Here is a 25,659-nt window from a genome sequence, read left to right on the forward strand (position 1 = left end):
GTGCCAGCGGCACTTCGGCGGACGCCAGGAGTTCAGCTCGCATCTCATATTTTGAGACGCTAGTATCAGCTTATGGACAAGACTCAAGACTCCAGCGGAGTCGGCGTAATCGACAAAGCCGCCCAAGTCCTCGATGCGCTCGAGGCTGGACCGACCACTCTGGCCCAGCTGGTGGCGGCGACCGGGCTGGCCCGGCCCACGGTGCACCGACTAGCCCAGGCCCTGGCCCACCACCGTTTGGTCAGCCGCGACATCCACGGCCGCTTCGTCCTGGGCGGCCGTCTGGTGGAGTTGGCCTCCGCAGCCGGCGAAGACCGGCTGATCGCCGCTGCCGGTCCGGTGCTGATCGCATTGCGCGACGCCACCGGCGAATCCGCGCAGATCTTCCGCCGGCAAGGCGATTGGCGGGTGTGCGTGGCCTCCGCGGAACGTCCGATCGGTTTGCGGGACACGATTCCGGTGGGCACCAAATTGTCCATGAAGGCCGGCTCCGCAGCACAGGTGCTGCTGGCCTGGGAAGACCACGAAAGGCTGTTCGACGGGCTGCAGAATGCCCGGTTCACCCCGACCGTGCTGGCCGGGGTCCGACGGCGCGGCTGGGCCCAATCGCTCGGCGAACGGGAGATGGGGGTGGCCTCGGTGTCCGCGCCGGTGCGCGGACCCTCCGGCCGGATCATCGCGGCGGTGTCGATTTCCGGGCCGATCGAGCGGTTGACCCGGCAGCCGGGACGGTTGCACGCCGAAGTGGTGTCGAATGCGGCCCGGGCGCTGACCGAGGCGCTGCGGAAGAGCGGGGACAGCGGCGAGTAGCGCTTTTGCCGATCCGGTGTTGCGGTTAGGCTTCGGGGCATGGAGAGTTTCGGGGTCTTCCTGCGCGGCGTGAACGTCGGCGGAGTGACGATCAAATCAGCCGATCTGCGGGATTGCCTGGCCGCGCTGCCGGTGACCGGAGTGAAGACCCTATTGGCCAGCGGCAATGCGGTAATGCAGACCGGACTGGAGGCCGCCGAGCTGAAGGCTTCGGTGGAGGCGGCACTGCGCGAACGGTTCGGCTACGAAGCCTGGGTGGTGGTGCTTCCCGGAAGCAGGGTCCGCGAATTGATCGAAGCCTGCCCGTATCCGGCGGATTCCAAGGAACTCCACACCTACCTGACGCTGTTCGCGGACTCTGCTGCGGCGGATTCGCTGACTGCGGAGCTGGCCTCGGTAGATGAAGAGTGGACCTTGTTGGGGCCGGACGCCTTGGCTTGGACGGTCGCAGCCGGCAGCACCTTGGATTCGCCGATCAGCAAGTTGACCGCCAAAGCCGCCTACAAGTCGAGCACCACGACCAGGAATCTGCGGACCATGATCAAAGTGCGCGATGCGGCGGGGGCGTGAAGCGGCGCCAAAAGGGCTCAGAGGCAGCGAAGTTCCAGCTGGAAAGGGCAAGCAGAATTCGCCTCGAGATTAGCGGTCCTGACCGGTGAGCAGGAATGGAATACTTGTCACCATGAACTCCATTGAGCGGCTCGTTCTGGAGCAACTGAATGCCTGCGAGGCGCAACTTGATCACATGATCCAATTCGGCGACGATCCCTCGATCGTTCGACCCGTAGATCACAATTTGGTGTTCGATGATTTTGCCACCGCACAGTCTGCGGAGGCCGAGTTCCTTCGCAATGGATACAAAACGAAGCTCTGGACCGACGGGGAGATCTTCCTTGACATCCAAAAAGAGAGCGCTCTCGATCACGACGCACTCAGCGCAGCGCTACACGACGTTCTCGCCATCCTCGTGGCCTACAAATTTGAATATGACGGCTGGGGTGCCCCGATCAAACGTTGAGGCCCCAATCGAAAAAGTTTCGAACATCCCACTCCGGCTTGATCAGCAGTTTCTCGTCTTCTTCGCGCCAATCATCGCGAGTGGTGTATCGGCCAATGGTTAGGGCCACGCCCATCGGGGAGCGTGAAAACTCATTGGGAAGTCCAGAAATCTGCGATTCCTTTAGTGGATCTAGTGGATATTGTCTATCTTGAAACAGATCTGCGACGTAGGTTCCGCCAGGGAAATAGTGCCGTTTGAACGCCGGACGATACTCGGTCACAAGCTTCTCAGACCAATCCTCGACTCGCCAGTCTCCGCGCTTTAGGAGGGTTTCCATGGTCTCCACGAAAATCACTGGAGTAGCGGAAAACAGTCGGACCGCGTTGATCTCACTACGGACATCGAATTGCTCCGCTACCGCTGCCAACCAGAACAGACCGGCGTTCTCCGTCTTGATTACTTGTGCGCCACCGAACCTGCCGTTGTAAAGATCGATGGAAAAAACGTCGCCAACTTTGCGCTTTGACGCCATAGTCGTGCCCCTTCCGCAGGTGCCTAATTGGTTTGAGCCAGGCTTTGGGACAACACCACCATTTTCCTGGTAGCGCTTGTTGTTCATCTCATAGCGCTTGTTCGACTGAGTCCCGCCTCAATGTCGCAAGTCACCATACCGATCGGCGGCAGGCCCGTCGTGCTAGCTTTCACTCACCCGCGGTTGCCTAAGGATTCAAGCTAAGCGCGACTTATGCAACACTTGCTTCTATGAAGCCAATAGATCAACTGGTGCGTGACGAAGTTAGGGCTGCACAACCTCAATTGGCCCACCGGCGCCGCTTAGGTGACGATCTGTCAAAGATCCGCCCAGTAGACCACAACCTCATCTTCCGAGATTTTGATTCTGCCAAGGCAGTTCAGTCCGAGTTAGAGGCTAGAGGCTTTACAACCGATCTGTGGATGGATAGAACGTTCTTCCTCGACGCTCAAAAAGCCAGCGCTCTCAGCGACGTTGCTCTAGCAGCAGCCTTCACCGAAGTAATCTCTGTCGCTGCCCATTACGACTTCGAGTACGACGGCTGGGGCGCCTCGATCGAGACCTGAGCCTTAATCAAAAAAGTTACGGACATCCTTTTTGGGATCGATGAGGATACGTTCATCCTTCTCCCCCCAGTTCTCGCGATCCGAGAAGCGATGAATCGTTGATGCGACACCGGCCGGCGACTTGGAAAACTCATTGGTCAGCATAGAAATCTCAGATTCGATCACTCGTCGTTGTCGATTATTGAAAACGTCAGCGACGAAAAATCCGCCTGGTTCGATGTAGCGTCGGAATGCTGGTCGATAGTCGGTAGCCTTCGTTTCGGACCATCCTTGGACATGCCATATTTTGTGGTAAAGCAACGCATCCATTGTTTGGACGAAAAAAGTTGGTTCGCTCTGGCCGATCAGTTCTACAGTGATGTCCTCACGATGGGCGAACTGTGCACTCCAAGCGGCAATCCAGAAAACACCTCCACCTGCCGAAGGAGCAACGATTTGGGCCGCCGCGAACATCTCATTTTCCAACGGTATTGACAGTATGTTTCCAACTTCGGTATTTTTCGCCATCAGCTGCCTCCTGGCAATCTAGTTGGAACTCGGTTTGGGCACCGTGCCGCCATTTTCTTGGTACCGGATGTCGTTCATCTCATAGCGCTTGTTCGATAAACCACCATTGGGGTTGGACTTATTCGTCGGACCACCGCAACGGCGAATGAAATCTTCTTCAAGCTTATCCAGCTCCACTCCCTGCGGAGCGCGACCAACCACATCGAAATCAAAATTCGAGGAGGGGGTGTTGCGCCCGTGTTCTTTCTGTCGGTTGACATACCTCGAGTTCGTTTTCGACTGACCCACATAGGGCTTCAGATTCCCAGTTGCGTCCGTTCGGTAGTATACGACGCCAAGTTCATCTGCCTGAGACTCAGAGCCCGGGCTCTCTCCGGAACCACCAACAGGCGCCGGGGTGCACACCGGGGGCTTCATTCCGGCACCGGCTCCCGCTGGACTCGGGTCGACGGGGAGTTGTTGGGTGGTGATGCGTGGCGGGTCTATGCGTGGGTGTTCGAGGTTCGGCCCGGAGCTCGAGGGGCCGTTGTTGATGGCACCGCCTGCTGCTGTCGAGTTGCCGATAGCCCAAGGTCTACCAATGCTTTCGTCACGCATACTGGCGTTCCATTGAGTCATGGTGGTGTTGAACGCGGCCATGCTGGAACCGAACCCATCGAACGCCGTTCCCAGACCGCCTAGGAAGCCCTTCCAAAAGGCCTCAGTTCTAGCAAGAAGTGCGGCCGCTTCGGCAGCCCATCTCGCTTCTTGAGCTGCCCAAGCCGCTGATCTGGCAGCTTCTTGAATCGTCCACGCAGCCATTCGCTCAACCCTGGCCGCTGCCTCGCGCATATCGTACTGAGCCTGTCCAGCAGCCACCAAAGATGCCGCCGTATTGCTGTAAAGCGAAGACTGCGCCCCCCAAGTTGTCGCACGATAAGTCAGGCCGAGGTTGAGTCCGTTGGGCCAGGGGTTCCAGTTCGGTGCAGATCCTGTTTTGCCCGGGGCTCGGTAGGGAATCTCGGGTGCGGTCCTGGGCGCGTTGGCCCAGTTGTAGAAGCCTTGCAGGCCGCCGCCCATGCCTCCGGCAATTTTTCCCATGTTGTTCAGCGACTGATTAATGTCATTGGCGCCACTAAGTGTCGCGTACCCCCAGGTACCGAAGGCCACCGCGCTGGCGGCAGGCCAGAGGAGCCCGCCGATACCGATGGAAGCTGCGCCACCTGCTGCGGCACCGGCGGCACTTCCGGCGGCCCCGATGCCGATTCTGATGGTGTTCCAGTCGATTCCGGGTGGTGGGACGTACAGGTTTCCGCTGGGGTCAGCATTGTTGATGGGGTTTCCGCCAGCGTAGGCGTAGCGGTTGATCTGGTTCAATGGAACTTCGGCGTCATCGCGAGAGATGAATCCGGCAAGAGTTGGCGAGTACCAGCGGGCGTCCATGTTGACTAGGCCTGCATTCGAGGTCCAGGAGCTTTGGTAGCCGAGGCTCCTTCCCGGCTTTTCCACGCTGTTACTGGAGCCGTACGGGGTGTAGGTGGTGGAGGAATCGATTTGGCCCCCGGTCATGGAGGCCAGAACGTCGCCACGGGAATTGCTGATTAAGTAGGAACCAGTGTTGGTAGCCCACGGTGATCCGCTGGGGCTGCGCAACCAACCACTGACCCCGGCGCTGGACGGGGATCGGTTCGTGCCTGAATAGCTGAACGTGGTGTCACCGGCTTTAGCAAGTCGTTTCAATCCGTCGTAGTTGTTCGTTCCGGTTCCGTCCTTGACGAGCTGGCCGAAAGCGTCGAAAGTGTACGAGGTTATCTGTTCCGGTGTGCTGTCCTTAGTCGGGATTGTTTGGGACTTTAGGGTTCCTCGGGGAGTCCAAGTAAACGTAGTGTCACCGTTGGTGAGCAAGCGGTTTTGTTGGTCATAGGTCCGGTTCACACCGGCCAGGTTGGTGATATTCCCAGATTTGTCATAGCTGATCGAGCTCGTCGCCCCGGACGGATCTTTCCAACCAGTCGTCCGATTGTCTGCGTCGTAGGAGTACTGGGTGATGCCTTGACCGGCTACCCCAGGCGTGTTTTGTTTGGATTCGATCAATCGCGCCGCAGCGTCGTAAGTGCCCTGCCAGTCGTACAGCGTACTGGTGCCGGCGGTGATCTTTTCCGAGACGAGCCGCCCGGCTGGGTCTTGCTGATACCTGGATACGACATTGGTGCCGTTATTGGTTCTGTTCGAAATCAGCCCAGCCGGGTTATAGGCGAAGGTTGAGTTGAGCGTGTTGGCGGCATCGGTGATGCTTTTCAACCGGCCGGCAGCAGTCCACTCGAAAGATGCAGATCCTGCAGCATCAGTACGGTTCGTCAATTGTCCGACTTTGTCGAAGGACGCTGAGGAGACACCAGCAGGACCGTTCGAACGGGTCAGGTTGCCCCACGCGTCATAGGCAAACGTCTGGGTACCGGCCGGGTGCGAAGCGCTAGCCACTCGACCCAGCTGGTCATAGGTGAGAACCCGGCTCGAGGTTGCCGCTTCTGCCCCGGTACCGTCTTGTTGGAGAAGGTTCCCATCGAGATCATAGCTTTGCGTGGTCGTGACGGCACCGGGTTCATTGATTTTCGTCACCAAACCGTTCAGGTCGTAACCCCAGGAACGAGTCCGCTCGGAAAGGGGTTGCCCATCACTGGCCGAGGGCAGTTCTTCTTTGGTCTTCCACCCCAAAGCGTTGTAGTCATAAGAGGTTATCCGGGACATTGGATCGACGATTTTGACGGAGTTCCCGCGCAGGTCGTATTGCATCGCGGTTTTCGCCCCGGTTGCCTCGATCCGGTTCAGTAATCGGTTAGCGCCGTCCCATTCCTGCTTGATGCCAGTGCCCAGGGCGCCGGTGACGGAGATCAGGTTTCCTGCCAGATCGTATGCCTTATCCGTTCCGGCCACCACCGTACCCGCAGCGTCTTGGACCGAACTCGTCGTCGGCCTGCTGGCGAAGTCATAAGCCTGCAAGGTGACTTGGCCGAGCGCATCGGTGGTCCGGGTCAGATTTCCCCGACTGTCGTAGGCGAAGGTCTGCTTCACTCCGTCAGGATCTATTTGTGCGGTCTTCTGACCCAGCACGTCATACGCATTCTTCGTCACCGCACCATTAGGCGCCGTGGTCGAGACCAGGTTCCCGGGAGCGTCATAACCGAAATTCGTAGTCCGAGTCTCAGAGCCCGGAGCGGTCACGGCCTGGGAGGTTTTCCTGCCCAGCTCGTCATAGCCGAAACTGGTTTTCAAACCTGCCGGATCCTCCACCGTGTCAGGCAGTCCATCATCCCGGTAGGAGGTCTTCGTGATCCTTTGCCCCGCGGAAGGGCTCGCCCCGGAATCCGCCCGCTGAACGACTCGGCCCAGACTGTCATAGGTGAACACCGATGACTGCCCGCCCGCGGCCGTTTTGGACAGCACATCCCCCGCATCGTTATAAGCAAACGACACCGTCGGCGCAGCAACCGATCCATCAGCCAATTGAAGAGAAGGCAGCGTCGTCTTCACGGTCCGACCGAAATCATCCAAATCGTTGACCGTCCTGGCACCATCAGGCGCCACCGTCACCGACTGCCGCCCGAACTCGTCATACCCAAACCTGGTCACCGCACGACTAGCCTGTGACGATGCCCCGGAAACAACCGGAACCTCCGGCCCCCTCACCGATGTCAATAGGCCAGAAGCCGAATACGACGACTCCGTCGTAAACGCCGGATCGCCCAACACCGAACCGCGACCATCCGTCGCCTGAACTTGCCGCCCCCGCGAATCGTAGCCGAACCGCTCGACTAGATCTTCGACGTACTGGGGGTACCCTCCGTTTGTGCCGGGTGCGAGATGAAAATTTCGCGATGCCGTAGTTCTACCACTGGTGTCAATATCATTTTTCTTCCAATAAGAGACTGAAGATGCCGGGTCTGCTGCATTGGGCATGTAACGAAGTGATGATGCAATGTTGCCCATACCGTCATACGTAGTCATTTCACCCAACGAATAGGCCGGTGATCCATCAGATGCGGGTACGGAGACGCTGGAGATGTTCGGGCGCCGCATATTATCGAATTGCGTGACGATTTCTCGTATACCGTTCGATTGTTTCTGGACCGCCGGGTTTCCGTATCGATCGAGGGTGTTTTCCGTTTGAATCCAGTTAGGTGCACCACTGCGGCCAACCGCGATCACCTTAGTGATGTACCCATCTGATGAGTAGCTAATTCCCCAAACCTGGCCTCGAGCATCGGTCTCAGTAATTGGCTTACTGGAAGAGTCGTAACTCACTTGCTGAATCTGGAGGTCATCGCTTCGTCCAGAGACCGGATCTCGAAAGTTTTTGACCGTGGTAGAAAGCTTATTACCCGCCGCATCGTACGCATATGCTTCCTCCGATCGATTCGGGCCCGACAACGAAGCAATCAGGCCGCCGGGAGAATAGGTGGTTGCGCCAATATCCACGTTGTTGGGCCCCGTCACCAAGGTCTGTCGCCCGGCGGAATCGTAACCATACTTTGTGACTTGAGCCTTACCCGATTTGATGTCCGTTACTGTGCTGCTTTGGAGCAACCCATCGGCATCGCGCACTGTACCAACCTTCAGTTGGCGCACCAGGCCCGTAGTATCGTCTCGGTCTTCGTCGGCAGTCGATATCGCCACGAGCCCGTTATTGTCGAGCTGGAATGACTGGCTCGATGTCGCCCCATCGCCGGCTTCAGATATTCGGACTACTCGCCCGAGCGCATCATAAAAATAGGTAGTGACTAAACCACTCGGCGCGATTTTGGATGTTGGCAACCCTGTTCGGTCGTACTGGTAGGTAGTGATTCCACCCAAGGGATTAGTCTCAGTCTTAAGCAGATTAGCCGGAACTTTTCCACTATCACTTGATGCTTCGGATCCGTCGGTATAAGTGTATTTTTTCAATATCTCCGAAGTGCACCAGAATCCGCAAGAAACTCGGTAATCAGTTACCCGTCCATTCTGATCTTTGTTTGTCCGGTAGGAACCTTGCGCTGTGTCCTGTTGCCACACAGAGATACCGTCGCTTGAGTACGAAGTGTATCGATATGTGACGGTATCTGGCGTACGCCAAATCTTTTGTTTCACTAGTTGGTTTTTGGCGTTGTATTTGTAGTCAGTCCTACCGCCTTCGGGCGTTCTGTTGCTGGCCAAGCGACCTGACGGATCGTAGATCCAGCTCGATTCCCCGCCTAAGGCATTGGTGAATTTCGTCGTCCGTCCTGATCCGTCGAGAACATAGTTGCCAGCTTGGGGAGACTCTGAGGCTTTGATGGTCACTTGAGTACTGTTGCCGTTTTTAGACCAACTGAAATCCGCTGTTCCATTGGCTGGGCTGACGATGGCGGCAACCGTGCCGTCATCTGTGTAGCGGACCTTGACTATCGACCGGCCCGACGGCGCCGTGATCTCCGTTAGACTGGCTTGTTGCCCGACGCCCTGGTAACTGTATTTGGTGCAATTCTGCGTGGTCCCTGGACCTGGTGCACATACCTTGTTCAGCAAGTTCCCGGCATAGGTGTAGTCCCAGCGCACATTGGCGCCGTCCACCTTAGGTCCAGCCTCGACACTTGCCAACTGGTTGCCGGACCAGGTCAGCGACAAGGTCCGGTTCGAGTATCCGTCTTGCAGCATGACAGGTTTGCCATTGATGTCACGCTCGACTTTCAAGGCGGCACCGTAGGGGCTCGACATCCCTTTCAACCCTGAGCCATCAAAAACATAGCTCGTCCCGTCGGCCTCTCGGATCGACCAATCCGCGGTGTCTTTGTTTTTTGTCAAGATCGTCGACGGGTTACTCAGCGACGGGGCAAACGTCCCGTCTGGATTGGTCGCGTACGCGTACTCACGCCCGTTTGGCATCGTGACAAACGTTCCCAACACGTTCTGGTTCTGTCGCACTTTCATATCCAGCACACTCGACCAGCCTTGTCCGAAAACTCCGGAACCCGTGTTACCGCTGCGATAGGCCCGCCCGATATCGAAGGAAGCAGCCCCGAGTTTCAAGGTCGCGTCCGTCGACGCCGTCGAATATCCGCCCGAGCCTAGATTGACCCCCCGCACGGTTTGCGAAGTTCCCTCACTTGCCCACGCAGCGGACCCGTTCTGCTCGGGAACAGCGACTTGGAACGAACCAGACGCATAGTAAATGCTCGCATCCGTTGTTCCAGACTTACGGATCGCAGTGCTCCAGGTGTAGTTCGCGTTCCAGTACAGCTGCTTCTCCGAAACCGTGGTTTTCGAGTCCTTCAACCAACCTGAATTCCAAATCGCCTTGTCACCTTGCTCGACCTGAAAATTGAACTCATACGAGACGCCCGCAACACCGTCCTCAACCCTCGACTCCAAAGACGGTATTGTAGTCGACACCGTCACCCCAATCGCCGGCGCCACACCCTTAGCCACCGCAGGCAGGCCAGTGTCAAGCTTGTCACCAGTCGCAAAATAGGCGGTCCCGTAACCGATCGACCACCCGGAACCTCCTTGGCCCTGTACCATCCAGAAGTACGTCGAATCCGCTTTCAACTTTGAAGGCGGGACCGTCCAAGACCCGGCAGTGATCCAACCGGAATCAGCCACCGCCTTATCGTCAGGACACGGGCTCACGAAATAGCCAATGGCCCGTTGCTCACAGACCGAGTACCGGAATTTATAAGAAGTTGATGGTTGTGGATTCGTGATCTCCGCAATCAAAGTGGGAGTCAGCCCCTGCTTAGTCGCCCGATCGGCTGGCGACTTTGGGCTCAAGTCGGTTCGAACGCTGCTGTCATAATCCGGCGCGTTCGCATCATAAACACCAGCAGGCAAATCAACTTTGGGTTCCGGATCAGCCGAAGCGGCAGCAGCTTCCTGCGCAGCTTGCGGATCTTCTGGACTCTCCTGGACCTTTTTCATCGCCGCCGCTTTCCTCGGCGATGCCTTAGGTTCCGTATCATTTCCCTGAGGTTGGGGTTCCGGAGCAAGCCCAACCGAGCCATCCTCGTTCAAAATCCTCACCGGAGCCGGTGCCACCGGAATGATCGGATCAGCACTCGCCGCTTCCTCTGTAACGATTCCAGACAGATCCGGCTTAATCATCGACCCATCAGACGACGCTGTCTGATCCGGAGCCGGGTCAGCAGTTACAGCAATCGCCGGACTGAAGGCAGACGCTTGTCCCGGCACCGATGCCACAAGCCCAGTCGTGAGAACAGCAACAGAAAGCACAGCAGCAAGAGCGCGAGAGATCAACGATGACCGCATAAAAGTCCCCCAATGAAAGAACCCAGTAAGCGCCACAAGCCGTGGCATCACAGCAGATCCTAGGAGAAATCGTCAGTTTCGTCCAGCAAATTTACGATGACAGGAAGGCCAGAACAGATGAGATTCAGGCACGTTGGGGGATCCGATTTGAAGCCGGTCAGGGCAAGCTCGAGTCAGCGCCCAACCGCGCTTGATGTTGCTTCAATCAGCCAATAAAAAAGCTCCTGACCTGTGTTTCCGCAGGTCAGGAGCACTTTTTGTGACCCCAGCGGGATTCGAACCCGCGTTACCGCCGTGAGAGGGCGGCGTACTAGGCCGCTATACGATGGGGCCAGTACTTACCGATTTTGCAGTTTTCAGGCGCAAAACAAGCTCATCAAGTAAAGCATGAATGATGTGCCGCGCGCCAATCGACCGCGTTTTCAGCGCTGGGATACCAGGACTCGAACCTAGAATGACGGTACCAGAAACCGTTGTGTTGCCAATTACACCATATCCCAATGGTCTTGCCCAGACTCCGCAGCTGACCTGCGGGCCGCTCAAGCGCCGGGATATAACTTTACCCGACATCCGCGTTCTCGCCAAAACGACACTCGGAGCCATCCCGGAGCCAAGCTCGCCACAATATTTGCCACGAAACGTCGGCCAGATCCTTGACAATTAGACCTTTACTTGCGGTAGGTTACTGGATAGTAACTGGGGGCATGTAACCCAGGTCACATATCCCATATTATGTTGCAATGACGCACTCGTGATTGGAAATGCCCGTGTCACCTAGCAGAGCCGCTGGACCCGTACCGAACCCTCGTCGGCACAATATCGTGATCGCCATCTTGGCGCTCATGGTGCTGGGCCTACTGTTGTTGTTCATCGCCGTCACCTTGAAAGTGGCCGACGGCGGCAATCGACTAGCCGCGGGCACGCAGCAGCTGACCGACAGCGTCAACGGCAAGCTGTCCAACGGTGTGGACCAGCTGCAGGCCGGCGCCAAGAAGTTGGCCAGCGGGATCAACGACGTCGGCTTGCCGGGCGCGATCCAGCTCCAGGACGGGGCCCGGATCATTTCGAACCGGGTGAACTCGATCCTGACGCCCGGGCTGATCCAGCTCCGGGACGGCAGCGCGCTGCTCGGCGATGCGGTGAAGAACCAGCTCTCCCCCGGCGTCGACCAATTGTCCGCCGGGCTCAATGGCGAGCTCATTCCAGGGGTTAGGCAACTGGCCAATGGCGTGAACGGCGAGTTGGTTCCGGGCATCGATCAGATTGCCGCGGGCGTCAACAACGAACTCGTCCCCGGCATCCAACAGTTGAGCCAAGGCGTGAACGGGAAATTGGCTCCAGGCGTCAATCAGATTGCCGCAGGCGTCAACAACGAACTCGTCCCCGGCATCCAACAGCTCGACCAGGGCGTCAACGGCCGGCTCGCACCCGGGATCAAACAGCTCGACCAGGGCGTCAACGGCGAGTTGATTCCGGGCATCAAGCAGCTTGACCAAGGCGTCAATGGAAAGCTCGCTCCCGGTATTCAACAAGCCGCTGCCGGAGTGCTTCCAGTCAATTCCGATCCCACCAAATGTTCGCCGAACTCACCCACGAACCCGTCTCAAGTGAATCCAAATTCCACCCTTTCAGATGGAATCAACGATCTGGTCGGCGTTCATTCCACCGGAAACTGGCAAGATCCAGCAGTCTTGCCGAAGCCAACTTTTTCCGATTCCTGTGGGGCCTCCAAGCTGCAAGAGGCACTTCGCTATCTCGACAAGGTCGCAAATACTCCTCTGATCGGAGACATCACTACGCTGAGCTCCATCAAAAACGACATCGCTCAGCTTCGTGACGGCATTGATGCACTGGTGCTCGGCGCCAACTACATCCAAAAAGGCGTGACCGGCTACAGCGCGGACCCAACCGTGAACCAAAACGCTCCCAAAGACCGCCCAAGCCTGGTCGACGGCATGAAGCAGCTAAAAGCCGGAGTCATCGGTCCCACCGAGGACGGCTCGCCGAGCCTGGTCCAGGGCATCGCCCAGCTCAAAGCCGGCGTCATCGGCCCGCGCCCGGACGGAAACCCGAGCCTGGCGGACGGCGTCGCGCAGCTCAAGGCCGGCGTCATCGGGCCGAGCACTCCCGGCAACCCCAGCCTGGTGGACGGCATCGGACAGCTCAAAGCCGGCGTCATCGGCCCGCGCCCGGACGGCAGCCCCAGCCTGCAAGCCGGGGTCGCCCAACTGCAGGCCGGCGTCGTTGGACCCAGCACTCCCGGCAACCCAAGTCTGGTGGACGGTGTCAACCAGCTTTCCACCGGAGTCATCGGCCCGCGTCCGGACGGCACGCCGAGCCTGCAGGCCGGTGTCCGGCTCCTGCAAGCCGGCGTCACCGGCCCCGGAACCGCGGCCAAACCCAGCCTGCAAAACGGTGTGAATCAGCTCTTCGCCGGTGTGATCGGCCCGCGTCCGGATGGCACGCCGAGCCTCTCCGACGGCATCGCGCAGCTCAAGTCCGGTGTCAACGGGGCAAACGGCGGCAATGAGAATCTGCTCAGCGGTTCCGGCCGACTCGCAGAAGGCACCGCCCAGGCTCTGCAAGGCATGTACCAGGATCCGCTCGCCGAGTCGCCGTACGGCCTCGCAGAAGGCACGCAGAAGCTCGCCGACGGCACCAACCAGCTGTTGAACGGCATGTACAAGGATCCCTCGGACCCGACCCAACCAGGTCTGGCGCCCGGCTCCAAACTACTGGCCAACGGCACTGACCAGCTTTCCGACGGGCTCAACAACCCGAACGTGGTCAATGGCGAGTACCAGGGCCTGAAGGCCGGGGCGAAAGCGCTCGACGACGGAGCCAAGCAGTTGCAGAGCGAGTCGACCATGATCTCGCCGAATGGCCCGGTCGGTTTGATCGGCATCATCGTCTGCGCGATCATCCTGATCGGCTGCATCGTCTCGATCATCCTGCGCCGTCGCGGAGTGATCTCCTAACCCAGGACGAACAAGCTGCGGCCCCGCTCCTGCCAGGGACGGGGCCGCAGCTTTGCTTGCCGCCAGACCCGAACCGCTAGTCCAGCAAGCCGTCGATCCATTCATTGATCCGGCGCTGCGCCAGCTGCCCTACCGGTGGCGTGCTGCTCAGGAAAGCGTGCGGCGCTTCCGGCCAAATGTCCAGGTCCGCCGAGTTCCCGGCGGCCAACCAGCGCGCGGCCAGGAACATCGAATCGTCCAGCAGCGGGTCCAAGTCCCCCACCGTGAACAGGGCCGGTGGCAGGCCGCGGAGGTCCGCGAACATCGGGGAAAGCTCCGGAGCCTGCCGTTCCGCCAGCGACGTACCGGGCAGGAACATCTCGATGAATTCGACCATCCAGCTGCTGGTCAGCACCAGCGCTTGATCATCCGCGGCCCTTACGCTCGGGCTGCGGCCCAAATCGAAGACCCCGAACACCAGGCTTGCCGCAGCGAATTTCGCGAACAACTCCGGCCGGCCTTCGCGCAATCGCAGCAAGGTCTGCACCGCGTAGTAGGCACCGGCCGATCCGCCGGCCATCACCAGGCGTTCGGTCCCGAAAACCTCGGCCGTGTGCTCGGCCAGCCAGGTCGCCGCAAGCACGCAATCGTCCAGGCCGGCCGGGTACGGGTGTTCCGGTGTCAACCGGTACTCCACCGCGACGGTGGCCACCTGGACGCTCCGTGCGGTCAGATCGTTCGCGGCGTCGTCGTTGCGGCGCGAGCCCAGGGCGAATCCGCCACCGTGGATATTGAACACCACGCCACGCAGCTCGCCTTCCGGCCGGTAGACCCGCAACAAAATCTCGGAGTCGGCGGAAACACCGGGAATCCCCAGCTCAGTCGCTTCGAGTTCAGTGGCCGCCGGCCGATACCGGGACACCGAACGCATCAGCTCGATCGCATCCGGCTGGTTCGGCGCGGGCAACGGCATCGCGGCGATCTGCTGGTTCAGTTTCCGCTGCGCGGACAGCACCGATTCGGGAACGCTGACGAAGTTGATCATGCTGCCTCTTCCAGGACATGACCCCCACATCAGGACGAATTACAAGCTGGGCACATCCTCCAACAAGCCCGCCAACCGGTCAAGACCGGAAATCTGCGCTCCGCTCCAGCGGTCATCGGCCACGCCCTCACGGTTCAACCAGACCGCGGGCAAACCGGCTTCGGAAGCCCCGATCGCATCGATCAGCAAGTTGTCACCCACGTACAGAGTCTCCCGCGGCTCGAAGCCCAGTTGCCGCGCGCCTTCGTGGAAAATCGCCGGATCGGGTTTCGGCACGCCCACGGTGTCCGTGCCGACCAGGACCGAGATCCGCTGCAGCCCGGACAGATCCAGCTTGTTCCGTTGGTAATCCACCACGTTGTTGCTCACCGCACCGTAGGGAATCCGCCGCGCCTCCAAAAAGTCCAAAGCCGCGGCGACGTCCGGGTAGGCCGCCCACCGGCGCTTGGCCTCGAGCTCATAGGCGTTGTTCCAGGTGGCCACGTGTTCCTCCGGCAGAGCGCCGCCCACGGCTGCGAAGGCCCGCCGGGCACGTGCGATCCGTTGCTCCACGAAACTCAGTTCGCCGTTCAGGAACGCCTGGTAAAGCCCAGTGGGGTCCACCCGGAATTCCCAGTGGACCTGCTCCCAAGCCTCCTCCGACAGCTCCGGCACGAACGCGGTGCTCACCTGGCGCACCGCGATTTCCATCGCGCTGCGCAGATCGACCAGGGTGTCGTCGATATCGAAGAGCACGGCCCGGATCGGCCGCTCCGATGCCAAACCCGGGAAACTCATCGGTCCCGGAAGCCGCGCAACCGGGCCAATGAGGAATCCTTGCCCAGAATCACCATGGATTCGAACAGCGGCGGCGAAACCCGCCGACCGGAAATCGCAGTGCGCACCGGCCCGAACGCCAGCCGCGGCTTGAGCCCCAGCCCATCGATCAACGCGGCGCGCAGCGCCTCCTGGATCGATTCCGCGGTCCAGGAGGCCAACGGTTCGACGGCGTCGATCGCGGCATCCAGCACCTCGGCCACGTTCTCCGGCAGCCCCTTGAGCGCATCCTCGGCCGGGGCGACGTCGTCGTCCGCGACGAAAAGGAAACGCAGCATTTCCGGCGCTTCGCCGAGCAATTGGATCCGTTCCTGGATCAACGGCGCGGCTTCGGTCAGCACCTCGGCCTGGCGCCCGGTCAATTCGGCACCGACCAGACCCGCATTCTGCAGGTACGGCACCAGCCGGTCCCGGAAGTCTTCAGCGGCCAGCAACCGCACGTGCGTGCCGTTGATCGCCTCGGCCTTTTTGACGTCGAAGCGGGCCGGGTTGGCGAGCACATCGGCCACGTCGAAGGCCTTGACCAGTTCTTCGACGGTGAAAATGTCCTCGTCCGCGCTGAGCGACCAGCCCAGCAGTGCCAGGTAATTGATCAGGCCTTCTTTGATGAAGCCCCAGTCGCGCAGCAGGAACAGGCTGGATTCCGGATCCCGCTTGGAGAGCTTCTTATTGCCCTGGCCCATCACATAGGGCAAATGTCCGAACAACGGCTGGTACTTCGCCACGCCGACGGCGTGCAGCGCCCGGTAGAGCGCGATTTGCCGGGGTGTGGAGGACAGCAGATCTTCGCCCCGCAGCACATGGGTAACCCCCATCAGCGCGTCATCCACCGGATTCACCAGGGTGTACAGCGGCGCGCCATTGGGCCGGACCACCGCGAAGTCCGGCACAGAACCGGCTTTGAAGGTGATCTCGCCGCGGACCAGGTCGGTGAAGGTCAGGTCCTCGTCCGGCATCCGCAGACGCAGTGCCGGCTGCCGGCCCTCGGCCTTGAATGCGGCGATCTGCTCCGCGGAAAGCTCCCGGTCGAAGCCGTCGTAACCCAGCTTGGGGTCCCGTCCGGCCGCCTTGTGCCGGGCTTCGATCTCCTCCGGCGCCGAGTAGGACTCGTAGACGAATCCGCCCGCACGCAGTTTCGCGATCACGTCCTGGTAGATCTCGCCGCGCTGAGACTGCCGGTACGGGCCGTGCGGTCCCCCGGCTTCCACGCCCTCGTCCCAGTCGATGCCCAGCCAGCGCAAGGCTTCCAGCAGCTGGTGGTAGCTCTCTTCGCTGTCCCGCGCGGCGTCGGTGTCTTCGATCCGGAAGATCAGCTTGCCGCCGGTGTGCCGGGCATAGGCCCAGTTGAACAGGGCGGTCCGGATCAGGCCGACGTGCGGGGTGCCGGTGGGTGAAGGGCAAAAACGGACGCGGACCGGAGTCGACGCGTCAACAATGGGAGTAGTCATGGTGCTTTCAGTTTAGGTGAGGAACTATCGGCGCACGATGGGATTGGACAAGGTGCCGATCCCCTCGATCTCCACTTCGAAACGGTCGCCTTCGCTGACCAGCCCGACGCCGGCCGGGGTGCCGGTCATGATCACGTCGCCGGGCAGCAGCGTGAAAGCCTGCGAAACATAGGAAACCAGGGATTTGACGCTCCAGATCATCTGATCGGTGCGGCCGTCCTGGACCACCTTGCCGTTGAGCCGGCCTTGCACCGCCAAGTCGTCGACGTCGAGCTCGGTTTCGATCCAGGGCCCCAGCGGCGCCGATCCGTCGAAGCCTTTGGCCCGCGCCCACTGGTTGTCGGTGCGCTGCGCATCGCGCGCGGTAAGGTCGTTGCCACAGGTGTAACCGAAAATCACCTCGTCCACCCGGTCCTCCGGCACGTCTTTGCAGATCCGGCCGATGACCACGCAGAGTTCCGCCTCATAGGAGACTTCCTCGGAGAACTCCGGAAGCGCAATCGGATCATTGTGCCCGATCACCGAAGTGTTCGGCTTGAGGAACATCAACGGACTGGGCGGAACCTCGTTGCCGAGCTCTTTGGCATGGTCCGCATAGTTGCGCCCGATGCCCACGACCTTGGAACGCGGAATGATCGGAGCGAGCAGCCGGACGTCCTCCAACGGGTGGACTTCGCCGGTCGCTTCCACGCCGTTGAAAAAGGGATCCCCCTTGATCACGGTCACGGTTTCGCCGGCGGCGTCGACTACGCCGTACATCGGGTCGGCATCAAGGACAAAACGGGCTATACGCATGATCCAACTATTTCACGGTTTCAGATAGCCTGTTGCCCCTGCGTTAGCGTTCTGACGCGCAAATCGCTATCGCAGGGGCAACAGGCTATCCGAAATGGTTTAGACCAAGCGGTGCAACCAGCCGTGCTTGTCCTCGACCGTGCCGGTCTGGATGCCGAGCAATTCCGCACGGATGCTCAACGTGACCTCACCGGCTTTGGCATCAGCCGAGCCGATTTCTTCGTTCTCGTCCATCAGCCGGCCGATCGGGGTGATCACCGCTGCGGTACCGCAGGCGAAGACCTCGGCGATGTCCCCGGAAGCCACGCCGTCGCGCCACTCGTCCAGCGTGATCGTGCGTTCCTGCACGTCCAAGCCGCGGTCGCGGCCCAACTGCAGCACCGAAGACCGGGTGACGCCTTCCAGGATGCTTCCGGAGAGCGCCGGAGTCACCAAGGAGCCGTCTTTCAGCACGAAGAACACGTTCATGCCGCCCAGTTCCTCGACTGCGTTGTTGTTCTCCTGGTCCAGGAACAGCACCTGCTTGCAGCCGTGCGCCTCGGCCTCGAGTTGCGGCAGGAGCGAGGCGGCGTAGTTGCCGCCGCATTTCGCCGCACCGGTGCCGCCACGGCCGGCGCGCGCGTAGTTTCGGGAGATCCAAATCGAGACCGGTTTCAATTCGCCGCCGAAGTAATTGCCGGCCGGCGAAGCGATGACCCGGAAGGAAACTTCGCGGGCGGCCCGGACGCCCAGGAACGCCTCGGTGGCGATCATGAACGGACGCAGGTAGAGGCTTTCGCCGTCCCCGGACGGTACCCATTCCTGATCGGCCTGCACGACGCCGGCGATCGCGTCCAGGAAGACCTGCTCCGGCAGTTGCGGCAAGGCCAGCCGCTGGGCCGAACGGTTCAACCGCGCAGCGTTGGCTTCCGGGCGGAAAGTCCACACCGAGCCGTCGGCGTGCCGGTAGGCCTTGAGCCCCTCGAAAATCTCCTGGCCGTAGTGCAGCACCGAGGCCGCCGGATCGAGCGCGATCGGGCCGTAGGGCTCAATCCGCGCGTCGTGCCAGGATCCTTCGCCGGGCGTGCTGGCCGTATAGTCGACCACCGCGGTGTGGTCGGTGAAATAGTCGCCGAAACCAGGGTTCGCCAGAATCGCAGCCCGCTCCTGAGCAGTCTTCGGGTTCTCCGAGAGATGCTGGGCGAAGCTCAATTCGGTCGCTGTCTGGGTCATGATTCCTCCACGGGATACTGCGCTGCGCTGCGTAGATTTAAGGTCGAATGCGGTTGTTTTCGGGGTCGCCGATGGTTAATCCTACTGCGCCGGAATGCTTCCGGTTGCGGCCAAACCCGGCCGAGTGGACGTTAACCCAGCCGGGCCGCGATCGCATCGCCGATCGCCGACGTCGGGCGCACGCCCAGCTGCCCGCGTTCCGCGACGTCGGCAGTCACTGCGGCATTGATTTTCGCCGCCAATTCGGGGAGTTCCAGATGGTCCAGGAGCAACGCCGCGGAAAGGATCGCCGCGGTCGGATCGGCCTTCTGCTGACCCGCGATGTCCGGGGCCGAGCCGTGCACCGGTTCGAACATCGAGGGCGCGGTGCGGTCCATATTGAGGTTGCCGGACGCAGCCAGCCCGATGCCGCCGGTCACCGCAGCGGCCAGATCGGTCAGGATATCGCCGAAGAGGTTGTCCGTGACGATCACATCGAAGCGGCCCGGGTCGGTGACGAAGAAGATCGTCGCGGCATCGACGTGCAGGTAGTCCACGGCCACCTCGGGGAAGTCGGCGGCGACCGCTTCCACGGTGCGCTTCCACAAGTGTCCGGAGTGCACCAGCACATTGTGCTTGTGCACGTAGGTCAGTTTTTTCCGGTCAGTCAGTGCGGCCCGCCGGAAGGCGTCCCGGACCACCCGTTGCACGCCGAAGGCGGTGTTCACGGAGAGTTCGTTGGCCACCTCCTGATCGGTGCCTTTGCGAAGCACGCCGCCATTTCCCACGTAGGGTCCTTCGGTGCCCTCCCGCACCACCACGAAATCCACCTTCCCGGGTGCGGCCAGCGGGCTGGGCACTCCCGGGTAGATCTTCGCCGGGCGCAGATTGACGAAGTGATCCAGAGCGAACCGGATCTTGAGCAGCAATTCGCGCTCGATCAACCCGGAGGGGATCCGGGTATCCCCCGGCGCCGCGCCGACCGCACCGAACAAAATCGCATCATGCCGGCGCAATTTCACCAGGGTCTCATCGGAGAGCGTCTCGCCGGTCTCCAGCCAATGCTGCGCACCGAGCGCGTATTCGGTGAGTTCCAGTTCGACGCCGGCCGGGCCGGTCACGGCGCGCAGGACCTTGAGGGCCTCCGCGATGACCTCGGGGCCGATGCCGTCGCCGGGGATGACTGCCAGATCGATGCTCATTTCCCCAGCCTAGCCAAAGTATCCAGATGCTGGTCAAAGCGTCTCAAACTTCGGACGCCCAGTAGAATCGCTCCGCCGAGTGGCCAGATCGGCGGGCTAATCGGACTTCAGAACGTGCCGATCTGGCCATTCGGCGGGGAGCGAGGATGACAATCAGACCGTGGCAGGATGCCGCGCACCCGGTTGCACCGTAAAGTTGGGGACCATGGTCATGCACAAAATCTACGAGTGGTTCCGAACCCACCGGTTCGTCGTGGATTTCGCCGCCATGGCGCTGCTCTGGCTGTTCACCGCCTTCATCCAGTACTCCTCCGCGAGCGGCCTGACCAGCATCGCTGTCAGCACTTTCCTGGTGTTTCCGCTCGCCTGGCGCCGCACCAAGCCGGTGTTCGCCGGTGCGGCAATCGCTGCGGTAGCCGTCATCCAGTGGGCCGTCGCCTATCCACCGCTGCCGGCCAATGTCGCGGTGATCCTGGTGGTCTATTCGCTCGCCGCCTATGCACCGCGGTGGGCCAGCCTGAGCGGACTCGTGCTGGCGCTGCTCGGTTCGGTCATGGTGGTCACCCGGTACTACATGAGCGACACTTTCACCGGTGAAATCGCCAGCCTGCCGCTCACCGCCCTACTGATTTTCCTGGTCTGGTTCCTGGTGCTGTTCAGCTGGACCTTCGGCGATCTGACCCGGACCCGGCGGCTCCGCGAACAGGGCCTGGAAGACCGGGCGCGCCGTCTGGAAATCGAACAACAGCAAGAACGGGCACTCGCCGCCAGCGACGAGCGCGCCCACATCGCCCGGGAAATGCACGACATCGTGGCGCATTCGCTCTCCGTGATCATCACCCAGGCGGACGGGGCGCGCTACGCCGCGCAACAGGACCCGGCAATCGCCACCAACACCCTGAAAACCATCTCGGACACCGGCAGGACGTCGTTGCGGGAAATGCGCCGCCTGCTCGGGGTGCTCCGCGGCGACGAGGAAACTTCGTTCCGGCCACTCCCCGGTTTGGTGGATCTGGACGAATTGCTGCTGGGCTTCCGTTCCGCCGGGATATCGCTGGAATACAATCATTCCGGCCAGGCGCGCCGGGAGCTTCCACCGGGCGCCGAACTGACCGTGTACCGGACCATCCAGGAAGGCCTCACCAATGTGCTCAAGCATGCCGGACCGCATGCGCACACCGTGGTCGGTCTGGACTGGCAAGCCCGCGGGCTCCAAGTCTCAGTTCAGGACGACGGCCGCGGCGCCGCGGCGGATCCCCCCGACTCCGGCGGCGGCAACGGCATCCGGGGCATGGCCGAACGGGTCAAGCTCTACGATGGGACGTTAGAAGCCAAAGCCCAACCGGGCGGCGGCTTCCGCATCCTTGCATTCATCCCCTACACGGAGGCCTAGTGTGACCGAGACTGACGCAGCCCAGCCCGCCCCGGCCATCAAGGTGGGCCTGGTGGACGACCAGCAATTGGTGCGCTCCGGGTTCACCATGCTGATCAATTCACAGCCCGACCTCGAGGTGGTGCTGCAAGCCGGCGATGGCCGGGAAGCCCTCGCCGGCCTTTCCGCGACCGCCGCCGACGTCGTCCTGATGGACGTCCGGATGCCGGGCATGGACGGCATCGAGACCACCCGCAAACTCATGGAACGCGTCCGTGCCGCGGCACCCGGTTCCCGGTTGGCCGGGTTGAAGATCGTCGTGCTGACCACCTTCGACCTGGACGAATACGCCCTGGCCGCGATCCAAGCCGGCGCCAGCGGTTTCCTGCTCAAAGACGCACCGCCGGAAGAGTTGCTCGAGGCGATCCGCACGGTCTACCGGGGCGATGCGGTGATCGCCCCGTCCACCACCCGGCGGCTGCTCGACCACGTCGCGCCGATGCTCAGCGCGCCCAGCGCCTCGAACGACGAGCATCAGCAGGCAGTGCGGAGTCTGACCACCCGGGAACACGAAGTCTTCCTGCTGATCGCACAAGGGTTGTCCAACCCGGAGATCGCTGCTTCGCTGTTCCTCTCCGAGGCCACGGTCAAAACCCACGTGGGGCACATCCTGAGCAAACTCGCAGCCCGGGACCGGGTGCAGATCGTGGTCATCGCGTACGAAACCGGTGCCGTGGCTCCGGGATGACTCCCCCGGCCCGGCCAGCCCTGACCGGGCCGGCTCATACCCTGGTCTGATCCAGCACCGCCCACGGTCACCGTCGAATCATGCCCTGGCCCGATTCGGCGGGCACGGCAATTCTCTAATTTTGATGTATGACGACTTTGATCGAACGCGAACACACCCATCAGGGCAATGCGGTTTCCGCCCGGGGCTTGAACAAAAACTACGGTCGGGGCGAGACCGCGGTCAGCGCCCTGCGCAATATCGACATCGACTTCGATGCCTCCCGGTTCACCGCCATCATGGGTCCGTCCGGGAGCGGAAAATCCACCCTGATGCATTGCCTGGCCGGGCTGGACAGCACCGACTCCGGCAGCATCCACATCGGCGGCACCGACATCACCCAGCTCAATGACACCGCTTTGACTGCGCTGCGCCGGGACCGGATCGGCTTCATCTTCCAAGCTTTCAACCTGGTGCCCACCCTGACCGCGGAACAGAACATCACCTTGCCGGTCGCCCTGGCGAACGGCACTGTGGACCGGGACTGGTTCACCTTCATCACCGGCACCCTGGGTCTGACCGACCGGCTCAACCACCGGCCGCACCAGCTCTCCGGCGGCCAGCAACAACGGGTGGCGGTGGCCCGGGCGCTGCTGACCCGACCCGAAGTGATTTTCGCCGATGAACCCACCGGCAACCTGGATTCCCGGGTCGGTGCCGAGGTGCTGGGCATGCTCCGCCGCTCCTCGCAGGAGATGGGCCAGAGCATCATCATGGTCACCCACGATCCGATCGCCGCCTCGTACGCGGACCGGGTGGTCCTGCTCAGCGACGGAGTCCTGGCCGGCGAGCTGGAAAACCCCACCCCGGAAACCGTGCTCGCGGCACTCGCCAAGCTGGGAGCCTGACGTGTTCCAGGTCGCCCTAGCACAAATCAAGCTGCACTCCCGTCGGTTCATCGCCGTCGGCCTGGCGGTGCTGCTCGCCGTCGCCTTCCTGGTCGCCACACTGTTGGTGAACTCCTCCACCCAAGCCACGCTCAAAGCCAGCCTGGGCGAATCGTTCGCCAAAGCCGATGCCGTGATCAGCGCCGGCCCGGGACTGAACCCCAAGCTGCTCGACCAAACCGCCGTCGACGCCGTCGGCAAGGTCCCCGGCGTGACCGCCAGCTATGCGCAACTGGAAACCGCCCTGCAAGTGAAGTCGCCGAACAGCACCTTCTACAGCAAGTTGCTCAATACCGCACCCGAATCCGCTCTGGAGTCCGCAGTCCTGGTCTCCGGGGCGCTGCCCAGCGCGCCGGGACAAGTCGCGGTGGACGAGAAAACCGCCGAGCGCAGTTCGCTGGCCGTCGGCAGCGCTCTCACCTTGACCAGTTCCACCGGGCAATCCACCAGTGCCACGGTCTCCGGGATCGTCAAACCCAGCAGCGATCCGATGCGCTCCGGCTCGGCGCAACTTCTCGCCACCACGCAGACCATCGCGCCCTTGGCCGTGCAGCCCTTGGTCTACCAAACCATCCAGCTCAAGCTGGACGGCAAGCTCAGTGACGCCGAGCGCAGCGGGCTCGCCCAGGCCTTGGCCGCGGCCGGCTTCGACAAAGCCACGGTGAACACCCCGGACCAGCAGACCACCGCCCAGATCCAAAGCAAGACCGGCGGCGATGACGTGTTGACCCTGGTCCTGCTGGCCTTCGCCGCAATCGCGATCATCGTCGCAGTACTCGTGGTCTCGAATACCTTCGCCGTGCTGGTCGCGCAACGGACCCGGGAACTGGCCCTGCTCCGCTGCATCGGCGCGAAGAAGAGTCAGATCCGAAACTCGGTGCTGGCCGAAGCGGCAATCGTCGGCGTGGTTTCCTCGGCGGCCGGCGTCGCCGCGGCCTTCGGCGGCATGTACGCCTTGATCAGCTGGCTCAAAACCACCCCCGGAAACCAGTTCGCGACCTTCCAAGGCAACCTCTCTGCGCCGATCGCCGGCATGCTGGTCGGTATTCTGCTGACCGCGGCCGCAGCGCTGGTCCCGGCCCGGGCCGCCACCGCGGTAGCGCCGTTGGCCGCGATGCGCCCGGTCGACGACGCCGCGCTGAGCAATCGCAGCGGCCGGACCCGGTTGGCCATCGGCGGCGTGCTGATCGCGCTCGGCGGCCTGCTGCTGGCCTTCGGCGCAATCAGCTCCAACCTGATGATCGCGCTGCCCGGCGGCGCGATGACCTTCATCGGCCTGCTGCTCTGCGCCTCGCTGTTCGTGCCGCGGCTGGTATCGGCGTTCGGCAAGCTCGCTTCGCCCGCTGGGGTGCCCGGGAAACTCGCCTCGCTCAATGCGGTCCGAAATCCCGGACGGACGACGGCGACCGCTTCGGCGCTGCTGATCGGCGTCACCTTGGTCTCGATGATGCTCACCGGCGCCTCGACCGCGCGCAGCGCCTTCGAGACCACCTTCGACGAGCGTTACCCGGTGGACATTTCGGTCGAGGCCGGAAGCTACGATCCGGCCAAGGTGCAGAGCCTGAAAACGCTGGCCGGAGTCAGCGCCGTGGCACAGCTTCCGCTGGTCGGTGAAGTCGTTGGGAGTTCCGACCCGATGCTCACCGGCGGCTCGGTCTACGGCATTTCCAGCTCCGACGCCGCAACCATGCTCGGCTCGGCGCAGAACCGGGTGCAACCGGGGAAGCTGCTGATGCCCAAATCGGCCAAGGACAGCACGCTCACCGTGAAGTCCGGCGGTACCGATCGATCGTTGCCGGTGGTCAAGGCCACCAGCAACGGCTTCGCACCGATGGTCAACCTGGACACCGTGCCGGCTCCGGCCGGCGCGGAACAGGCAGTCTGGGTCAAGCTGGTCCCCGGCCTCGGCAGTAGCCAGATCCTGGACCTGCGGACCCAGATCGCCAAGACCCTGGCCGTAGACGACTATGCGGTCACCGGCGGTGCGATGGAAAAAGCCAGCTTCAACCAGGTGATCGATTTGATGCTCCTGGTGGTCACCGGGTTGTTGGCGATCGCGGTGCTGATCGCGCTGATCGGTGTCGCGAACACGCTCTCGCTCTCGGTCCTGGAACGCACCCGGGAGAACGCACTGCTGCGCGCGCTGGGCCTGACCAAGCGCGGGTTGCGCGGCATGCTGGCTCTGGAGGCCGTCCTGGTCGCCGGGGTCGCGGCACTGATCGGCGTGGCACTGGGCGGCCTGTACGGTTGGCTCGGGGCGCAGTCGGCACTGGGCGGTTTCACCGCGGTGGTGCCGAATCTGCCCTGGCTGCAACTGCTCCTGGTCGTCGCGGTAGCCGCCGCTGCCGGGCTCGCCGCCTCGGTGGTACCGGCCCGGCGGGCCGCCAAGCTCTCCCCGGTGGAAGGACTCGCCACCGATTGAGTCCGACACGGACCGCCGTCGAGCGTTGAGTCGTGGCTGCCAAAACCCGGTTTTGGCAGCCACGA

The 25,659-nt window shown here is 61.7% G+C and carries 18 protein-coding genes and 2 tRNA genes; 9 read left to right on the forward strand and 11 right to left on the reverse strand.

What is annotated here, in order from left to right; translation table 11 throughout:
* The first annotated feature begins 72 nt into the window (after positions 1 to 72).
* The 3 genes from JOE69_RS02555 to JOE69_RS02565 all read left to right on the forward strand — a co-directional run bounded on the left by JOE69_RS02555 (position 73) and on the right by JOE69_RS02565 (position 1,828).
* Positions 73 to 810: an IclR family transcriptional regulator gene (locus JOE69_RS02555; RefSeq protein ID WP_296363508.1), complete on the forward strand. Its 738-nt coding sequence runs from the start codon at positions 73 to 75 to the stop codon at positions 808 to 810.
* Positions 811 to 849: 39 nt separating this feature from the next.
* Positions 850 to 1,380, forward strand: coding sequence for a DUF1697 domain-containing protein (locus JOE69_RS02560; protein WP_309795842.1), 531 nt, complete (start codon positions 850 to 852; stop codon positions 1,378 to 1,380).
* A gap of 112 nt (positions 1,381 to 1,492) precedes the next feature.
* The gene (locus tag JOE69_RS02565) at positions 1,493 to 1,828 is read left to right on the forward strand and encodes a ribonuclease E inhibitor RraB (protein ID WP_309795844.1); all 336 of its coding nucleotides are present in this window, start codon (positions 1,493 to 1,495) and stop codon (positions 1,826 to 1,828) included.
* Here JOE69_RS02565 and JOE69_RS02570 read toward each other — a convergent pair.
* Positions 1,818 to 2,429 (reverse strand): hypothetical protein, encoded by a 612-nt coding sequence (locus JOE69_RS02570; protein ID WP_309795846.1) that lies wholly within the window; start codon positions 2,427 to 2,429, stop codon positions 1,818 to 1,820. The two genes, JOE69_RS02565 and JOE69_RS02570, sit on opposite strands and share 11 nt — an antisense overlap.
* A gap of 143 nt (positions 2,430 to 2,572) precedes the next feature.
* Here JOE69_RS02570 and JOE69_RS02575 point away from each other — a divergent pair, with 143 nt between their 5' ends.
* Entirely contained in the window at positions 2,573 to 2,908 is a 336-nt protein-coding gene (locus JOE69_RS02575) for a ribonuclease E inhibitor RraB (RefSeq protein WP_309795848.1), read from the forward strand.
* A gap of 3 nt (positions 2,909 to 2,911) precedes the next feature.
* On the opposite strand, the gene JOE69_RS02580 is transcribed toward JOE69_RS02575, so the two are convergent.
* The 4 genes from JOE69_RS02580 to JOE69_RS02595 all read right to left on the reverse strand — a co-directional run bounded on the left by JOE69_RS02580 (position 2,912) and on the right by JOE69_RS02595 (position 11,172).
* Positions 2,912 to 3,415, reverse strand: a complete 504-nt coding sequence (locus tag JOE69_RS02580; RefSeq protein WP_309795850.1) for a hypothetical protein — start codon at positions 3,413 to 3,415, stop codon at positions 2,912 to 2,914.
* 18 nt (positions 3,416 to 3,433) lie between these two features.
* Entirely contained in the window at positions 3,434 to 10,507 is a 7,074-nt protein-coding gene (locus JOE69_RS02585; RefSeq protein ID WP_309795852.1) for an RHS repeat-associated core domain-containing protein, read from the reverse strand.
* A gap of 425 nt (positions 10,508 to 10,932) precedes the next feature.
* Positions 10,933 to 11,005, reverse strand: a tRNA-Glu gene (locus JOE69_RS02590).
* A 95-nt stretch (positions 11,006 to 11,100) separates the two neighbouring features.
* Positions 11,101 to 11,172 (reverse strand) — tRNA-Gln (locus tag JOE69_RS02595).
* A gap of 321 nt (positions 11,173 to 11,493) precedes the next feature.
* On the opposite strand from JOE69_RS02595, the gene JOE69_RS02600 reads away from it, so the two are divergent.
* Positions 11,494 to 13,650, forward strand: a complete 2,157-nt coding sequence (locus JOE69_RS02600) for a hypothetical protein (protein ID WP_309795854.1) — start codon at positions 11,494 to 11,496, stop codon at positions 13,648 to 13,650.
* Positions 13,651 to 13,726: 76 nt separating this feature from the next.
* On the opposite strand, the gene JOE69_RS02605 is transcribed toward JOE69_RS02600, so the two are convergent.
* The 6 genes from JOE69_RS02605 to JOE69_RS02630 all read right to left on the reverse strand — a co-directional run bounded on the left by JOE69_RS02605 (position 13,727) and on the right by JOE69_RS02630 (position 20,126).
* Positions 13,727 to 14,674, reverse strand: coding sequence for an alpha/beta hydrolase (locus tag JOE69_RS02605; RefSeq protein ID WP_309795859.1), 948 nt, complete (start codon positions 14,672 to 14,674; stop codon positions 13,727 to 13,729).
* A gap of 39 nt (positions 14,675 to 14,713) precedes the next feature.
* Complete coding sequence (locus JOE69_RS02610) at positions 14,714 to 15,451, reverse strand: HAD family hydrolase (RefSeq protein WP_309795861.1); 738 nt, start codon at positions 15,449 to 15,451, stop codon at positions 14,714 to 14,716.
* On the reverse strand, positions 15,448 to 16,938 hold the full coding sequence (gltX, locus tag JOE69_RS02615; protein ID WP_309795864.1) for a glutamate--tRNA ligase: 1,491 nt from the start codon (positions 16,936 to 16,938) through the stop codon (positions 15,448 to 15,450). Before gltX ends, JOE69_RS02610 begins: the two co-directional genes overlap by 4 nt.
* 24 nt (positions 16,939 to 16,962) lie before the next feature.
* Positions 16,963 to 17,733 carry a fumarylacetoacetate hydrolase family protein gene (locus JOE69_RS02620; RefSeq protein WP_296363514.1) on the reverse strand — a complete coding sequence of 257 codons (771 nt, stop codon included), beginning with the start codon at positions 17,731 to 17,733 and terminating at the stop codon, positions 16,963 to 16,965.
* 99 nt (positions 17,734 to 17,832) lie between these two features.
* A complete protein-coding gene (locus tag JOE69_RS02625) occupies positions 17,833 to 18,945 on the reverse strand; it encodes a branched-chain amino acid aminotransferase (RefSeq protein ID WP_309795867.1) in 1,113 nt (370 codons plus the stop codon).
* Positions 18,946 to 19,076: 131 nt separating this feature from the next.
* Positions 19,077 to 20,126 carry a 3-isopropylmalate dehydrogenase gene (locus JOE69_RS02630; RefSeq protein ID WP_309795869.1) on the reverse strand — a complete coding sequence of 350 codons (1,050 nt, stop codon included), beginning with the start codon at positions 20,124 to 20,126 and terminating at the stop codon, positions 19,077 to 19,079.
* Positions 20,127 to 20,331: 205 nt separating this feature from the next.
* On the opposite strand from JOE69_RS02630, the gene JOE69_RS02635 reads away from it, so the two are divergent.
* The 4 genes from JOE69_RS02635 to JOE69_RS02650 all read left to right on the forward strand — a co-directional run bounded on the left by JOE69_RS02635 (position 20,332) and on the right by JOE69_RS02650 (position 25,594).
* Positions 20,332 to 21,519, forward strand: a complete 1,188-nt coding sequence (locus JOE69_RS02635) for a sensor histidine kinase (protein ID WP_309795871.1) — start codon at positions 20,332 to 20,334, stop codon at positions 21,517 to 21,519.
* Between the two features lies 1 nt (position 21,520).
* Positions 21,521 to 22,246 (forward strand): response regulator, encoded by a 726-nt coding sequence (locus JOE69_RS02640; RefSeq protein WP_309795873.1) that lies wholly within the window; start codon positions 21,521 to 21,523, stop codon positions 22,244 to 22,246.
* Positions 22,247 to 22,374: 128 nt separating this feature from the next.
* Positions 22,375 to 23,133 carry an ABC transporter ATP-binding protein gene (locus JOE69_RS02645; protein WP_309795875.1) on the forward strand — a complete coding sequence of 253 codons (759 nt, stop codon included), beginning with the start codon at positions 22,375 to 22,377 and terminating at the stop codon, positions 23,131 to 23,133.
* A 1-nt stretch (position 23,134) separates the two neighbouring features.
* Positions 23,135 to 25,594, forward strand: a complete 2,460-nt coding sequence (locus JOE69_RS02650) for an FtsX-like permease family protein (RefSeq protein ID WP_309795877.1) — start codon at positions 23,135 to 23,137, stop codon at positions 25,592 to 25,594.
* Positions 25,595 to 25,659 lie beyond the last annotated feature (65 nt).

Origin of the sequence: Arthrobacter russicus, assembly GCF_031454135.1 — a bacterium.
Taxonomy (GTDB): domain Bacteria; phylum Actinomycetota; class Actinomycetes; order Actinomycetales; family Micrococcaceae; genus Renibacterium; species Renibacterium russicum.